General features: G+C 70.8%; 13 protein-coding genes and 2 pseudogenes. 11 read left to right on the top strand and 4 right to left on the bottom strand.

What is annotated here, in order from left to right; genetic code table 11:
- The 7 genes from STSP_RS23505 to STSP_RS23475 all read left to right on the top strand — a co-directional run.
- The coding region (locus STSP_RS23505) for an LLM class flavin-dependent oxidoreductase (RefSeq protein ID WP_067281641.1) at nt 1-1078 on the top strand (1078 nt) is incomplete at its 5' end.
- A complete protein-coding gene (locus STSP_RS23500; protein ID WP_067281639.1) occupies nt 1075-2259 on the top strand; it encodes an SfnB family sulfur acquisition oxidoreductase in 1185 nt (394 codons plus the stop codon). The genes STSP_RS23505 and STSP_RS23500, both read left to right, overlap by 4 nt.
- 11 nt (nt 2260-2270) lie before the next feature.
- Nucleotides 2271-3512, top strand: a complete 1242-nt coding sequence (locus STSP_RS23495) for an acyl-CoA dehydrogenase family protein (RefSeq protein WP_067281637.1) — start codon at nt 2271-2273, stop codon at nt 3510-3512.
- Between the two features lie 21 nt (nt 3513-3533).
- Nucleotides 3534-4883, top strand: a complete 1350-nt coding sequence (locus tag STSP_RS23490; RefSeq protein ID WP_067281635.1) for an ABC transporter substrate-binding protein — start codon at nt 3534-3536, stop codon at nt 4881-4883.
- The gene (locus STSP_RS23485; protein WP_067281633.1) at nt 4880-5797 is read left to right on the top strand and encodes a carbohydrate ABC transporter permease; all 918 of its coding nucleotides are present in this window, start codon (nt 4880-4882) and stop codon (nt 5795-5797) included. The genes STSP_RS23490 and STSP_RS23485 overlap by 4 nt, the downstream gene beginning before the upstream one ends.
- Nucleotides 5794-6696 (top strand): carbohydrate ABC transporter permease, encoded by a 903-nt coding sequence (locus STSP_RS23480; protein WP_078067433.1) that lies wholly within the window; start codon nt 5794-5796, stop codon nt 6694-6696. The genes STSP_RS23485 and STSP_RS23480 overlap by 4 nt, the downstream gene beginning before the upstream one ends.
- Nucleotides 6693-8264, top strand: coding sequence for an LLM class flavin-dependent oxidoreductase (locus tag STSP_RS23475; protein ID WP_232789760.1), 1572 nt, complete (start codon nt 6693-6695; stop codon nt 8262-8264). The genes STSP_RS23480 and STSP_RS23475 overlap by 4 nt, the downstream gene beginning before the upstream one ends.
- Here STSP_RS23475 and STSP_RS23470 read toward each other — a convergent pair.
- Entirely contained in the window at nt 8189-8626 is a 438-nt protein-coding gene (locus tag STSP_RS23470; protein ID WP_198547415.1) for a hypothetical protein, read from the bottom strand. The two genes, STSP_RS23475 and STSP_RS23470, sit on opposite strands and share 76 nt — an antisense overlap.
- 365 nt (nt 8627-8991) lie before the next feature.
- On the opposite strand from STSP_RS23470, the pseudogene STSP_RS41295 reads away from it, so the two are divergent.
- From STSP_RS41295 to STSP_RS37380, 4 genes and pseudogenes are all read left to right on the top strand, one after another.
- A pseudogene (locus STSP_RS41295) lies at nt 8992-9417 on the top strand (metal-dependent hydrolase); the annotation flags it as partial.
- Between the two features lie 163 nt (nt 9418-9580).
- Entirely contained in the window at nt 9581-9874 is a 294-nt protein-coding gene (locus STSP_RS23460; protein WP_232789758.1) for a hypothetical protein, read from the top strand.
- Nucleotides 9874-11718, top strand: coding sequence for an SDR family oxidoreductase (locus tag STSP_RS23455; RefSeq protein WP_078067437.1), 1845 nt, complete (start codon nt 9874-9876; stop codon nt 11716-11718). The genes STSP_RS23460 and STSP_RS23455 overlap by 1 nt, the downstream gene beginning before the upstream one ends.
- Nucleotides 11719-11967: 249 nt before the next feature.
- Complete coding sequence (locus STSP_RS37380) at nt 11968-12537, top strand: DinB family protein (protein ID WP_408646348.1); 570 nt, start codon at nt 11968-11970, stop codon at nt 12535-12537.
- Between the two features lie 208 nt (nt 12538-12745).
- On the opposite strand, the pseudogene STSP_RS23450 reads toward STSP_RS37380, so the two are convergent.
- From STSP_RS23450 to STSP_RS23440, 3 genes and pseudogenes are all read right to left on the bottom strand, one after another.
- A pseudogene (locus STSP_RS23450) lies at nt 12746-13447 on the bottom strand (B3/B4 domain-containing protein); the annotation flags it as partial.
- A 62-nt stretch (nt 13448-13509) separates the two neighbouring features.
- Complete coding sequence (locus STSP_RS23445) at nt 13510-14157, bottom strand: FMN-binding negative transcriptional regulator (protein WP_067281630.1); 648 nt, start codon at nt 14155-14157, stop codon at nt 13510-13512.
- 22 nt (nt 14158-14179) lie between these two features.
- Nucleotides 14180-15016 (bottom strand): EamA family transporter, encoded by an 837-nt coding sequence (locus tag STSP_RS23440; protein ID WP_067281628.1) that lies wholly within the window; start codon nt 15014-15016, stop codon nt 14180-14182.
- Between the last annotated feature and the right edge of the window lie 11 nt (nt 15017-15027).

The following is a 15027-nucleotide window of genomic DNA, read 5'->3' as shown; positions in this document are numbered from 1 at the left end:
GGCCGGCGGCGACCGGCCGCCGACCATCGGCTACCTCACCCAGATCGCCCGCGCCGCCGAGGACCTGGGCTTCACCGGCGCACTGACGCCCACCGGTGCCTGGTGCGAGGACGCCTGGCTGACCACTGCGATGGTCAGCCAGCAGACGGAACGCCTGAAGTTCCTGGTCGCCTTCCGGCCCGGCTTCGTCTCGCCCACGCTCGCCGCGCAGATGGCCTCCACCTACCAGCGGGGGACCGGCGGGCGGCTGCTCCTCAACGTCGTCACCGGCGGCGAGAGCCACGAGCAGCGCGCCTACGGCGACTTCCTGGACAAGACCGGCCGCTACGAGCGTACGGACGAGTTCCTGCAGATCGTGCGGGGACTGTGGACCGGCGAGAGCGTGGACCTGGCGGGCAAGCACCTGCAGGTCGAGGACGCGAAGTTGGCACGGGTGCCCGATCCGCTGCCGGAGATCTACTTCGGCGGCTCCTCACCCATCGCCGGCGAGGTCGCCGCCCGCCACGTGGACGTCTACCTCACCTGGGGCGAGCCGCCCGCCGCTGTCGCCGAGAAGATCGCCTGGATCCGGGCCCTGGCGGAGAAGGAGGGCCGCAGCATCCGCTTCGGCATCCGCCTCCACGTCATCACCCATGACACCTCCGAGCAGGCCTGGGCCGAAGCGCAGCGGCTCCTCGACGGCTTCGACCCCGAGACCGTACGGGCCGTGCAGAGCGGGCTCGCCCGCAGCGAGTCCGAGGGGCAGAAGCGAATGCTCGCCCTGCACGGCGGCACCAGGGGCAGCCTCGAGATCCACCCGAACCTGTGGGCCGGCATCGGGCTGGTCCGCGGCGGCGCCGGAACGGCGCTGGTCGGCAGCCACACCGAGGTCGCCGAGCGGATCGCCGAGTACCACCGGCTCGGTATCGACGAGTTCGTGCTGTCGGGCTATCCGCATCTCGAGGAGGCGTACTGGTTCGGCGAGGGCGTCCTGCCGAAGCTTGCGGCGCAGGGTCTGTGGTCCCACCCGTCGCCCACTACCGCCGACGCACAGCCTGCCGCCCAGGTGCCGTTCGCGACCGCCGGGAGCGTGCGATGACCCACGTCATAGCCACCGACGCCGAGGCGATCGAGACCGCGGCGCATCTGGCCGCCAAGTTCGCCCGTGAGGCGGCCCTGCGCGACGCGGAACGCATCCTGCCGCGCGCCGAACTCGACGAACTGTCCGAATCCGGGCTCCTCGCCATCACCGTGCCCCGCTCCCACGGCGGTGCGGAGGTCAGCGCCCGCACCCTCGGCGAGGTCATCAGGCTGCTGTCCGCAGCCGACTCCAGCATCGGGCAGATCCCGCAGAACCACTTCTTCTTCGTGGAGGTGCTGAAGGAGAACGGCACGCCGGAGCAGCGCGACTTCTTCTACGCCGAGTTGCTCGCCGGACGGCGCTTCGGCAACGCCCTCGCCGAGAAGGGCACCCAGCACGCCCTGGCCTTCGCCACCCGCCTGCAACCGCAGCCGGACGGGTCGTACGTGCTGACCGGCACCAAGAACTACTCCACCGGCGCCCTGTTCGCCGACTGGATCCCCGTCTTCGCCCTCGACCCCGAGGACCGGCTCACCGCCGCGTTCCTCCCGCACGACGCACCCGGTCTCACGGTCGTCGACGACTGGGACGGCATCGGCCAGCGCACCACGGCCAGCGGCACCGTTCGTCTGGAGCACGTCCCTGTTCCCGCCGACCGGGTCGTGCCGCACCACCTCACCTTCGAACGGCCCGAGGTGTTCGGCGCGTTCGGTCAGTACATCCACGCGGCCGTCGACACCGGGATCGCCCGGGCCGCCCTGGAGGAGGGCGGCGAGCTGATCCGTACGATCGCCCGGCCCTGGGGCGAGTCGGGCGCCGATCGGGCGAGTGACGAACCCCTGGTCATCCAGAAGTTCGGCGAGCTGAGCCTGCTCGTGCGGTCCGCCGAGGCGCTGCTCGACCGGGCCGGGGGCGCCATCGACGCCGCCCGCGAGGCACCCGCCGACGAGGACCTCGCCGCGGAGGCGTCGCTCGCGGTCACCGCCGCCCGCGCCCAGGCCGACACCGCGGCGCTCACCGTGGCGAGCGACGTGTTCGCGCTGATCGGCACCCGGTCCGTGACCGGCGGCCTCGGCCTCGACCGGCACTGGCGCAACGCCCGGACCCACACCCTCCACGACCCGCGCCGCTGGAAGATCCAGCACCTCGGCAACCACGCCCTGAACGGCGTCAACCCGCCCGCCAACGGCATCGTCTAAGGACCGTACGCATGACCACCACCGACCCGGCCTCCATCGACCCGGCCTCCATCGACCCGGCCTCCACCGACCCGGCCTCCACCGACTGGATCTCCGTCGCACGAACGGTCGCCGCCGACCTCGCCAAGGACGCCGCCGAGCGCGACAAGGCCAACAAACCGCCGTTCGAGGAGGCGGACCGCCTGCGGGAGGCAGGACTGCTCACCCTTCTCATCCCGTCCGAACGCGGCGGCGGGGGAGCGGACTGGCGGACCGCCTACGCCGTCATCCGCGAGATCGCCGCGGGAGACGGCTCGATCGGCCAGCTCATCGGCTACCACTACCTGCTGTCGTGGAACGCCCGCTTCTTCGGCGGCCCAGCCGTCGTCGAGCGGCTGGACCGTGCAGCAGCCGAAGGACGCTGGCTGTGGGGCGGGGCCTTCAACCCCCGCGACCCCGACGTCGTCCTCACCCCGGAACCTGGTGGCCACGGCTTCCGGCTCGACGGGCGCAAGAGCTTCGCCACGGGCGCCCGGGTCGCCGACCGGCTCGTCGTCGGGGCAACACGCTCCGACTCCGGAGAACCGCTCGTGGTCTTCGTCGACCCGGCCCACCCGGGAGTCGTACGCAACGACGACTGGGACAACTTCGGGCAGCGGCTGTCGGCGAGCGGCAGCGTGGAGTTCCGCTCGGTTCCGGTCGCGGCGGACGACGTCATCGGGTCGCTGTCCCAGGACGACGGTGTGCTGTCCCCGTTCGCCACCCTGGTGACCCCCGCCATCCAGCTCGTCTTCGTCCACTTCTACCTGGGCATCGCCGAGGGCGCGCTCGCAGCGGCCGCCGACTACACCCGTTCCACCACCCGCCCCTGGCTGCTGTCCGGCGTCGAGTCGGCCACCCAGGACCCGTACGTCCTCGCCACCTACGGCGAACTGGCCGTCGCCGCCCGCGCCACACGCACGCTCGCCGACCATGCCGCCGAGGCGGTCCAGCAGGGCCTGGACCGTGGCCACGACCTCACCGAGCACGAGCGCGGCGAGATCGCCGCCACCGTCGCCGCCGCCAAGGTGCAGTCCACCAAGGCGGCCCTGGACATCACCGCCCGGATCCTCGAACTCACCGGTGCCCGCTCCACCGCATCCGCCTACGGATTCGACCGTTTCTGGCGCAACGCCCGCACCCACACCCTGCACGACCCGGTCGCCTACAAGCTCCGCGAGGTCGGCGACCACTTCCTCAACGGCGCTCATCCGCCCTTCACCCTGTACACCTGACAAGCCAGGAGATCCGCCCCCATGTCCCCGCTCTCCCGCAGACAACTCCTCCGCGCCACCACCGGCGCCGCCGCTCTCGCCGCCGCCGGACCCCTCCTCACCGCCTGCGGTTCCGCCGAGGGCGCCGCGCTCGACCCGACCGGCAAGCCCGACCTGGACGGCGTCACGCTCAAGATCCTCGCCAACCAGCCCAACGCCCTGTCGTTCCAGTACCTGAGTAAGCCCTTCGAAGAGGCCACCGGCGCCAAGCTGAAGGTCACGCCCGTTCCCTACGACAAGCTCACGGCCAAGGCCGTGCTCGACGTGCAGTCGGGCGCGGGCCAGTTCGACGTGTTCATGTACTGGTACGCGGCCGTCGGCACGCTCGCCCAGGGCGGCGTCATCGAGGACCTGACCGCCTACATCAAGGCCCACAAGGACATCGACGCCGACGACTTCCTGCCGTCCCTGTACGACACCTACACCTTGTACGACGGGAAGCGCTGGGGCCTGCCCTACGACGGCGACACCCACATCCTCTTCTACAACACGGAGATCTTCGAGCGTCACAAGGTGGAGCCGCCGAAGACCTGGGACGACTACAACGAGATCGCCGCGAAGATCACCAAGGACGCCAAGGGCACGTACTACGGCACCATCATCGAGGCACAGCAGGTCCCGGTCATCCTCGGCTGCGACTTCGCCAACCGCCTCGCGGGATACGGCGGAACGTTCCTCGACAAGGGCGCGTCCGGCAACCCGACCCTCGACACGCCCGAGGCGATCGCCGCCGCCCAGGCGCTGTTCGACGCAGCACCTTCCGCGCTGCCCACCCCGCTGCAGATCGGCTTCGACCAGGCGCTGCCCGCCTTCCTCGACGGCAAGGGCGCGATGCTCGACTTCTGGACCGACTTCGCCAAACGCGCCGAGGACCCCAAGCAGTCCAAGGTCGCCGGCAAGTGGGGCGTCACCACGCTGCCCGTCGGTGGTGACAACGCCAAGCCGCGCACGTCGCTCGACGCGGGCTTCGGCCTCGCCGTCTCCAAGGCGTCGAAGCAGAAAGAGGCGGCCGCCGCCTTCATCAAGTGGGCGACCGCCGCCCAGCAGAACCTTCTGGTGCTGGGCAAGGCGGACGCGGGCGCCGACCCGATCCGTACCAGCACACTGAACTCCGAGGAGTTCAAGAAGGCGTCCCCCGACTCGTACGACGTCGTCCGCACCGGCCTGGCCGGCGATCCGCTGCCCTGGCCGACCGTGCCGAAGGCCCCCGAGCTGCTCCAGACGCTGGTGGACGAGCTCGCGCTCGGCCTGCAGGGCAAGCAGAGCGCGAAGGAGGCCCTGGAGAAGACGCAGCAGGCGTGGGTCAAGGAGCTCAAGGGGACGACGGGATGACCACCGCGCCCACCCTGAAGGCCGGTCCGCGCACCGTTCGGGGCAGGTCCGGCGCGCGGGTTCCCGGTGGGCTCGCGGCGCCGGCGGTGGCCTTCCTGGTCGTGTTCGCCGCCTACCCGCTGGTCTACCTGATCGGCCTGGCGTTCACCCAGTCGACCCTCGCCCAGCCGCTCCAGCGCTGGACGGGATTCGACAACTTCCGCTCGGCGCTGGAGAGCCAGTCGTTCACCGGCTCTCTGTGGCGGTCGGTGCTGTTCGCGGTGCTCGCCGCCGCGGTTCAACTGGTGCTGGGCACCGCGCTCGCGCTGCTGCTGCGCGCACGGGCCCGGCGCCCCGGACTCCTCGGCACCCTCCTGCTGCTACCGCTGGTCACCCCGCCCGTCATGGTCGGGGTGGCGTGGAAGCTGCTGCTCGCACCGGTCGGCGGTGCCCTCAACGGCGTCCTGCACGTGCTCGGACTGCCCGGCGTCAATCCACTCGGCGGCGCCACCAGTGCGTTCATCACTCTCGTCGTCATCGACAGCTGGCAGTGGACCCCGTTCGTGATGCTTCTGACGTACGCGGCCCTGCTCGGCGTCCCGGACGAGTTGCGGGAGGCCGCCGCCCTCGACGGCGCGGGACGCCGGCGCACCGCTCGCTCGGTCGTCCTGCCGTACATCGAACCGACCCTGCTGTCGGTGCTCCTGCTGAAGCTCGTGATCGGCTTCAAGGTGTTCGACATCGTGTACGTCGTCACCGCGGGCGGTCCCGGCTTCTCCACCACGACCAGTACCTACGACATCCAGCGGACCGCCCTGCAGGAGTTCGACGTCGGTGCCGCGGCGGCCGGGACGGTGGTCTTCTCCCTGCTCATCGGTCTGGTCACCGCCGTCGTCGCCCTGCGCCGCAAGCGCCACGAGGAGGTCGCCGTATGACTACGGCCGAACTCGAACTCAGCCCGAGCGTGACGGACACCCCGCCTCGCGCACCCGAGCCGGGCCTTGCGCGCGCCCGACGCCGCGGAATGCGGCACCACCGGGCAGGACTTACCGTTCTGCTCGCGGTGATCGTCCTGCTCACTGCGGTCCCGGTGCTGTACGTCGTGACCCTGTCGATCCGCTCCCGCGACGACGTGCTCAACGGCGGACTGCTGCCCTCACATCCGTTCTGGCAGAACTGGCCGGACGCCTTCCGCGCCGTCGACCTCGGCCGCTACCTCGTCAACTCCTGGACAGTCGCCGCCGGTTCTGTCGTCCTGACGCTGCTGATCGCCGTCCCGGGCGCCTACTTCACCGCCCGCGCAGGACGCCGCGGTGCGCGGCTCGCCTCGCTGGTCCTGTCGAGCTACTGCGCCCCACCGGTCGTCGCCATCCTTCCCCTGTTCTTCCTGCTGCGGAACCTGGGGCTGAACAACACCCTCACCGGGCTCGCCCTCGTCGACGGCCTGGCCAACGTCCCCGTGGCGATCTGGCTGCTCGACGGGTTCATCCGCAAGGTACCCAGGGAGATCGAGGAAGCCGCCTGGCTCGACGGGCTCGGCACGTGGACGAGCCTGCGCCGCATCGTCCTGCCGCTGATCTCGCCCGGAGTCGCCGCGGCCGCCCTGATCTGCTTCTTCCTCAGCTACAACGAGTTCCTGTTCGCCCTCAGCTTCGCCCAGGACAGCGGCTCCCAGACGCTGCCGGTGGTGCTCTCGCTCTTCCAGGGCGACAAGAACGTCGAGTTCGGCCAGCAGGCCGTCGTCTCCCTCGCCGGCATCGTGCCCGTCTACGTCCTGGCCGTCGCCGCCCAACGCTGGCTGGTCGCCGGCCTGTCCTCCGGAGCCGTCAAGTGACCTCTCTCCCTGACCACTCGCCCCGCCGTATCCATCTCAACGCCTTCGACATGGCCTGCGTCGGCCACCAGTCACCCGGCCTGTGGCGGCACCCCGACGACCAGGCCCACCGCTACACCGACCTCGCCTACTGGACCGACCTGGCACGGCTTCTGGAGCGCGGCGGTTTCGACTCCCTCTTCATCGCCGACGTACTGGGCGTCTACGACGTCTACCAGGGCTCGCGCGACGCGGCCGTCCGTCAGGGCGCGCAGATCCCCCTGTCCGATCCGCTGCCCGCGGTCTCCGCGATGGCCGCGGTGACCGAGCGGCTCGGCTTCGGCATCACGGTGTCCCTCACGTACGAGCAGCCGTACAAGCTCGCCCGTACCCTCACCACCCTCGACCACCTCACCAAGGGCCGGATCGCGTGGAACGTCGTCACCTCCTACCTGGAGAGCGCCGCCCGCAACCTGGGGCTGGGCGAACAGGTCGCCCACGACGACCGATACGAGGTCGCCGAGGAGTTCCTGGAGGTCTGCTACAAGCTGTGGGAGTACTCGTGGGACGACGACGCGGTCGTCCGCGACCGTGAGCGGGGCGTCTACACCGACCCCGCCCGCATCCGCGACATCGCCCACAAAGGCCGCTATTTCACGGTCCCGGGTGTGTTCCTGTCCGAGCCGTCCCGGCAGCGCACCCCGGTCATCTTCCAGGCCGGCGCCTCCCCGCGCGGCCGTGCCTTCGCGGCCCGGCACGGCGAGGGCGTCTTCATCAACGCGGTCAACCCGCGGGCCACTCGGCGCATCGTCGACGACATCCGGGCGAAGGCCGCCGCCGAGGGCCGCGACCCGTACAGCGTCAAGATCTTCATCCTCCTCACCGCGATCACCGCACCCACCGACGAGGAGGCCCAGGCCAAGTACGCCGACCTCATCTCGTACGCCTCCTACGAGGGCGCCCTCGCGCTCTACGGCGGCTGGAGCGGCCTCGACCTGTCCGGACTCGCGCCGGACCAGCCGCTGGAGTACACGGACACCGATGCCGTTCGCTCGGCGCTCGCGATCTTCTCCACCGCCGATCCGTCCCGCCGGTGGACCCCCGACCAGGTCGCCCGCTACCTGGGCATCGGCGGCATCGGCCCCGTGGTGGTCGGATCCGCGGCGACGGTCGCCGACGAACTGGAGGGCTGGGTCGAGGAGGCCGACATCGACGGCTTCAACCTCGCGTACGCCACCACCCCCGGCACCTTCACCGACTTCGTCGACCTGGTCGTCCCCGAGCTGCGCACCCGCGGCCGAGTCCCGGACGCCCACACCGGCACGACTCTCCGCGACGCATCCACGGGCCGGGCAACCCCAGGGTCCGCGACGACCACCCGGCCGCTCGCCATCGCGAACTCGCCGAGCGTGAACGGCACTCGGCCCGCTCACAGCACGTGTGAGCCGTCCGTTCCGCTTCCGCTGGACAGCCTGTTCTGGGAACACTCGGGTTCGGTCATCGACGTCGCTGCTCATGGACGCCGCTCGATGGCGGTCCTGATCTCCTGCCACTGCTGTGGGTCGTCCAGGGCTCCGGCCAGGAGCTGATAGACGGCGCGTTCGCACAGGCCGACCAGTTCCACGCGGGTCATCTGAGGCTGGTCGAGCCAGCTGAGCACGGTCTCTTCCATGAAGGCCAGCCAGCCGCTGACGGAGAGGGTCACGGCCGGTGTCATGGGCATCCCCGCCCCCGCGAGCCCGGTGAGGAGCCATTCCCCGAGGGTGGAGCGTACGGTCCGGTGCAGGGTGCCCAGGTCGTTGCCGCTCTTGGAGAAGCGGACCACGGCGAGGTACATGGCCGGGTGGTGCGCGACGTAGGCGACGAAGGTCTCGATGCCGGAGCGTAGTTGCTCGGCGGGGCTGAGCGCAGGGTCGGGCGCAAGCTGGCCGACAAGCTCCTCCGCCGCCATCTGCACGATCGCATGGCGGAACTTGCGCTGCGAGCCGAAGTAGTGGAAGAGCAGCCCCGGGGAGACCCCGGCCTCTTTGCCACGGCTTCGACCGAGATGTCGTCGATGGTCCCGAGGTCCAGCAGGCGTCGTGCGGTGGCGAGGATCTGCTGCCTACGGTCGCCGAGGGAAAGACGTCGTGCGGACGAGTCGGATCGTGCCATGTGCACATCTTATTGACTTCAAGTCAACAATACCTACTGTTGAGTAGCGCTCAATAGTTGCGCCCGAGGTCCGGGTGTGCGGCCCGCATCAGGTGTGCCGCGTACCAGGACCTCGTAAGCGCTGCCCGCCACCGCCCCCTGTGCGCGACTGAGAGGCCTGCCATGCCGCCTGCCATGCTCAAGAAGTCAGCACAGAACCCCACTTCTCCGACTCCCCGTGAGGACGAGCACGACCATCTGGTCCTGCAACCGCGGGACGTGCAGTTCGACTGGGCGCGGCTCCCTTTGCACTGGATTCCGGGCGAACCGCTGGCGAGCCACGTGTTCAATGTGCTGCATCTCCTGCTTCCCGAGGGCGAGCGGTGGTTCGTGCGCACCTTCAAGCAGGCCCTGCCGATGATCACCGACGAGCGGCTGCAGGAGGACGTGCTCGGCTTCGTCGGACGGCAGGCCGTCCACGCCGAAGCGCACCAGGGTGTGTTGGACCACTTCCTCTCCAACGGGCTCGACCCCGCCCCGTACGTCCGGCACATGGAGTGGCTCTTCCACCGGGTGCTGGGCGACCGCGAGGGCCTGACGCCGTCTCAGCAGCGTGAACACCTCATCGAGCAAGTCGCGTTGATCGCGGCGATCGAGCACTTCACCGCTCAACGAGATCTGCCAGGCCGTCGACGCGCTGATCGCCCACCACGGCTACGACAACCGGCACCAGGTGTACCCGGGCCGCGTCATCGGACACCAGGTCACCCGGATGAAGGCCCGGGGCCCGGCTGGGGTCACCGTCTTCGGCTTCGGCGTACGCACCCTGCAGACCCTCGGCCGAGAGCTGATCAGCGAACGCCTCCACGGCCGCTCCCCCCTGTGGGCCGGCGGACGCTCATCCCGGCACGCCCCCACCCCCGGACTGTGGGCCGTCGAGCCGCACGTCGGCTTCCACGACGTAGGGCTGAAGTTCGAGGAACTCCTCGTGGTCACCGAGGACGACGCCTACTGGCTCGACGACGACCTGCCCCACGTACACCGCTGGACGAAGGACGAGGCCTGATGACCACCACTCCCGAACCCGGATCCGCCGGCAGCAGCCGCACGTCCGAGGCTCCCACCGACGCCGAGTCCCCCCAGCGCACCGTGATCTCCGGTGGCGTCGCCCTCGCCGTGTACGAGCAGGGCGACCCCGCCAACCCCACCGTGCTGCTGGTGCACGGCTACCCCGACACCCACCGCGTGTGGGACGACGTCAGCGCCGATCTCGCCGAGGAACACCACGTCGTCCGGTACGACGTGCGCGGCGCCGGCCGCTCCGGGGCGCTTGCGCGCCGTGCCGGATACCGGCTGCCGCAGCTCGCCGACGACCTTTTCGCCGTGGCCGACGCGGTCAGCCCCGACCGGCCTGTCCACCTCGTCGCCCACGACTGGGGTTCCATCCAGTCCTGGGAAGCGGTCACCGATCCACGGGCGGCCGGCCGCATCGCCTCGTACACCACCATGTCGGGCCCCTGCCTGGACCACGCCGGGAACTGGATCCGGCGCCGGCTCACCCGCCCCACCCCCAGGCACCTCGCCCAACTCCTCGCCCAAGGCGCGCACTCCTGGTACATCGCCGCCTTCCACCTGCCACTCCTCGCACCAGCCGTCTGGCGCCACGGCCTCGCCCGCCGCTGGGACCAGGTGCTCCACCGCATCGAAGGCGTCACACCCCGGCCCGGGCACCCGCAACCGACCCTCCGAGACGACGCGGTACGTGGCATCGGCCTGTACCGGGCCAACATGCTGCCCAGCGTGCTCCGCCCACGGCATCGGCACACCGAGGTCCCGGTGCAGCTCGTCACCCTGACCAAGGACCACTACGTCAGCCCCGCACTGGCCGAGGGCCTGGAGCGGTGGGTGCCGAACCTGTGGCGGCGTACCCTGCCCGCCACCCACTGGTCGGCACTGCTGGAGAAAGGAACGACCGTGGCACGCTTGGTCCGTGAATTCGCCGCCCACACCGAGGGTGCCGCTGCGGCTCCCGGCCTCGACCGGTCCCGCCGCATCCGGCCGGCCGGGCGTCGCCGGGGCAAGTCAGGCGGCAGCTCCTTCGCCGGGCGGCTGGCCGTCGTGACAGGGGCCGGCAGCGGCATCGGACGGGCCACCGCGCTCGCGTTCGCCGAACGCGGCGCGGACGTGGTCGTCTGCGACATCGACCAGGACGCGGCCGAGCGCACCGCGGAGCTCGCCCGCCTGACGGGCGCCGCCGCCCACGCCTACCGGGTCGACGTCTCCGACAGCCCGGCCATGGAGGCGTTCGCCGCCGAGGTCGCCGCCGAGCACGGAGTCCCCGACATCCTCGTGAACAACGCCGGGATCGGCCACTCCGGAACGTTCCTCGCCACCACCGAGAAGGAATGGCAGCGGGTCCTCGACGTCAATCTGTGGGGCGTCATCCACGGCTGCCGCGCCTTCGGCACCCGGATGGTCGGGCGGGGCGAGGGCGGCCACATCGTCAACGTCGCCTCTGCCGCCGCGTACCTGCCCTCCAAAGTGCTGGCCGCCTACGCCACCAGCAAGGCGGCGGTCTCCATGCTGTCGGACTGCCTGCGCGCCGAACTCGCGGAAGCCGGCATCGGTGTGAGCGCCATCTGCCCCGGCATCGTCAACACCAACATCACCCGGACCGCCACCTTCTCCGGACTGACTCCCGAACAACAGGCCGCCCAACAGGCCAAGTTCTCCGGCCTGTACGCCAAGCGCAACTACCCGCCGGAAAAGGTCGCCGACCAGATCGTCCGCGCCGTACTCCGCCGCCGTCCGGTCGTGCCCGTCACCTTCGAGGCCAAGGCCGCGCGCCTCATCGGCCGCATCTCACCCGCCGTCCTGCGCGCGGCCGCGCGCCTGAACGCCACGGGATGAGCGCCGTTCCGCACCCCGGCCCGATGCAGGAGCACGGGCCGGGCTATCGGTCACGGGCGCCCAGCGAGTCGCACCGCCAGACCAGCACTGGGCCAGGCAGCGCTGACGCTCATCCACGGCACTGAGCTGCCCCCGGCCTTGGGCATAGGCGCCTGCGCCGAGAAGACCCTGTGTCGCGGCCGGGCAGTGCCCCAAGGTCGACCCGGCAGCCTGCATAATCACTTGCCTGTCAGGCCGCTGCCCAGAATCATGCACACGGTGAGCGACATGCCCGAGCGGTGGAGCCAGGCCAGCGTCTATCCCGACATGTGGGTGGACCCCGACGAGGACCCCCGTAACAGTGACGGAGTCAGTCCCGACGGTGAGTTGGCGACGCTGCAGGATTTCCTGACGGGCTATCGACTGACCCTGCGGATGAAGTGCGAGGGGTTGAACCCGGAGCAACTGGCGCGCCGGTCGGTGCCGCCGTCGACCATGTCCTTGCTGGGGTTGGTCCGCCATCTTGCCGAGGTGGAGCGGGACTGGCGCAACTGGATTCAGCCAGAAAACCCGGCACCGGAGCTGTACGGAGCGGATGACGGCGACTTCAAGGGAGCCGTAGCGGAGCAGGAGCTGGTAGAAGGCGCATTCGCCGATCTTGCACGCGAACAGGCGGCAACCGATGCGGCGCTGGCCGAGTATGCGGATCTGGGCGCGCGGGTCGGTAAGGACGGCAACTCCGTCCGGGAGCTGTGGGTGCACCGGATCGAGGAGTACGCCCGCCACTGCGGCCACGCCGACCTGCTGCGCGAATGCATCGACGGCCGGGTGGGGCAATAGCCGCTCGCAAGGCCCAGAGCACGCGGGCCGGCCGGAGCCATGGGAGGTGACTCCGGCCGCCGGCGTCCGGACCGCCTTGGCCGCCTTGGACTGCCTTGACGATGCCCGACACGGTCGGCCGCTCGCCGACGCGGCGACGAGGCGCCGCTTCCTCCGTCAGCGTCATCGATGAGTTCGTCGCCGGTCCCCCGCCACTGACGGCGATCGCGGTGGCCCGGGGCTGTGCCGGGCTGAGGTAGTGCACGGTGGTCTGTTCGGCGTGCGGGGCGAGGAGGCCCTGCAGTTCCTCCGCTGCGACCTTGAGGAGGTCGCCGTCGCGGGCTGCGTGGAGGGTTTCGAGGATGAAGGCGACGCGTGTGGAGTCCTCGGTGACGCGGGTGCGGTGGGCGTCGCGGTGGTTCCAGTGTCGGGTCAGGACGCCGGTGGTGTCCGCGTAGATGATCTCGCCGGACTTGGGGGTCTCGACGGTGTCGGGTTCGCCGAGCGGGGTGAAGGACTCGTTGCCGTCCGCGTGGCGGATGACGACGTCGCCGGTGACGTGGGCGAGGTCGAAGGCGCCGGCGGGCAGGCCGTGGCGGACGGAGACGACGTTGTAGGAGTCGACGGCCGGGTTGATACGCGGCAGGGTCCCCTTCTTGGCGAGGCGGCGGCCGAGCGCGTCGACGCTGGGGCGGATGCGGCGGGGGTTGGTGCCGAAGGAGCGGTAGGCGGTGTGCCAGGCCTCGATGCGGGGGTCGGTCTCGTCGGCGGGCTGCCAGGAGCCGTCGGCGAGCTGCTGCTCCAGTTCCTCCACGGCGGTGGTGGTGTGGGGCCAGGGCTCGCGGCCGCGCAGGCCGGTGGCGGTGACCAGGGCGACGAGGGTGTCGGGGAAGGCGTCTGCGACGGCGGGGGTGAGGCTGAAGGCGGTCATGGGCGGGGTTCCGTTTCCTGCGTCCGGGCGGGGGAGGGCCGCGGGTGGGAGGGGGCGGGGGGTCAGGGCTTCCAGGGGCCGATGCGGTCCAGGCGGCGGCGCTGCTGTCGCGCGGTGGGCACGTCGAGGCCCTGGCCGCGTGCGGTGAGGTGGTCGGCGACGGCGGTGCGGTGCTCGACGGGCTTGTGGTCGTCGTATGTGAACTTGGCCAGTACTTCGGTGACTTCCAGGCGCAGGCCGCGGATGCCGGGCAGCATCCGGCCGTACGGCGGCTGGTCGACGGCGACGGGGGCGTGGTCGCCGTCGGGCTGGAAGTGGGCGAGCTGGCGGCGCAGCAGCTCGGCCTTGGCCTCGACGTCGTCGACGATGTGGGCACGGCAGGTGAACTGGACGGCTGTGTAATAGCTGGTGGGGACGCCGTCGGTGGGCGGGGTGCCGGCCTTGGCGCGCCAGGGGCCGGGGATGAAGGCGTAGTCCCCGAACACGGTGAAGAGGACGTGCGGGTCGTTCTCGATCGCCTTCCAGACGGGGTTGGGGCGGGCGAGGTGGACCAGGAGGTGGTTGCCGTTGCTGGTGAAGTGGGTGGGGACGGCGACGGGCGCCTGGCCGGGCAGGCCGTTGACGCTCAGGAGGCCGAAGTCGTGTCCTTCGGCGATCCAGGTCTGCCATTCGGCTTCGTCCAGGTTGGCGTCCCAGGGCTGAACCAGCATGCCGTACTCCTTGGTTGGGGGCTCAGGTCAGGGCGAGGAGGCTGACGGCGACGGCGGCGGTGCCCAGACCGACGAGCTGGCCGCGGTGGATCCGTTCGGCCAGCACCCCGCGGGCGAGCAGGACCGTGCCGGCCGGATAGAGGGCGGTGATCACGGCGACGACGGCGAGGTCCCCGCTGCGGGCGGCGAGCAGGAACAGCAGGTTCGCCAGAGAGTCCAGCACACCCGCGGCGGCCGACATCGCGTACGCGGGACGCTCGGGACCCAGCCTGCGGTGCAGCAGACCCGCCGCGGCCAGGGTGACAGCCGAGGAGACTGCCCGGCCCACGATCAGCGGAGCAACGCCACTGTCGGACGGCGCCTGGTGCAGAAAGATCAGCTGAAGGGCGATGGCGGCGCCCGCGCCGAAGGCCAGCAGCAGCGCCGTACGTGAGGGGCGCGCCGAGCCCGCGCCGTGTCCGGCGCTGACCAGCACCACCGCCACCAGCGCGAGCGGCAGACCCACCAGCCCGGCGGCGGCCAGGTGCTCGCCCTGCAGCAGACCCACACCCACGGGCAGCGCGGCGGACACCAGCGCGGTCACGGGCGACAGCACGTTCATCGGACCGATCGCCAAGGTGCGGTAGAGCAGGGCGAACGCGGCGGCCGAGGCGATGCCCGATGCCGCACCCCAGCCGAGGGCCGCAGCGCTGAACGAGGCGCCGAGCACCGGCCACAGCAGCAGCTCGACCGCGAGACTCGCCGGGGCCGCGATCATCACGGTACGCAGCACATGAGCCTTACGGGCGCCGAGGCCGCCGAGGAAATCGGCGCATCCGTAGGCGAGTGAGCTGCCCAGGGCCAGCAGCAGAGCGATCACGGTACATCCCT

This window comes from Streptomyces jeddahensis (assembly GCF_001642995.1).
Taxonomy (GTDB): domain Bacteria; phylum Actinomycetota; class Actinomycetes; order Streptomycetales; family Streptomycetaceae; genus Streptomyces; species Streptomyces jeddahensis.
The sequence above is the reverse complement of the archived record's forward strand: the minus strand, read 5'-3'. Positions and strand labels throughout refer to the sequence as shown.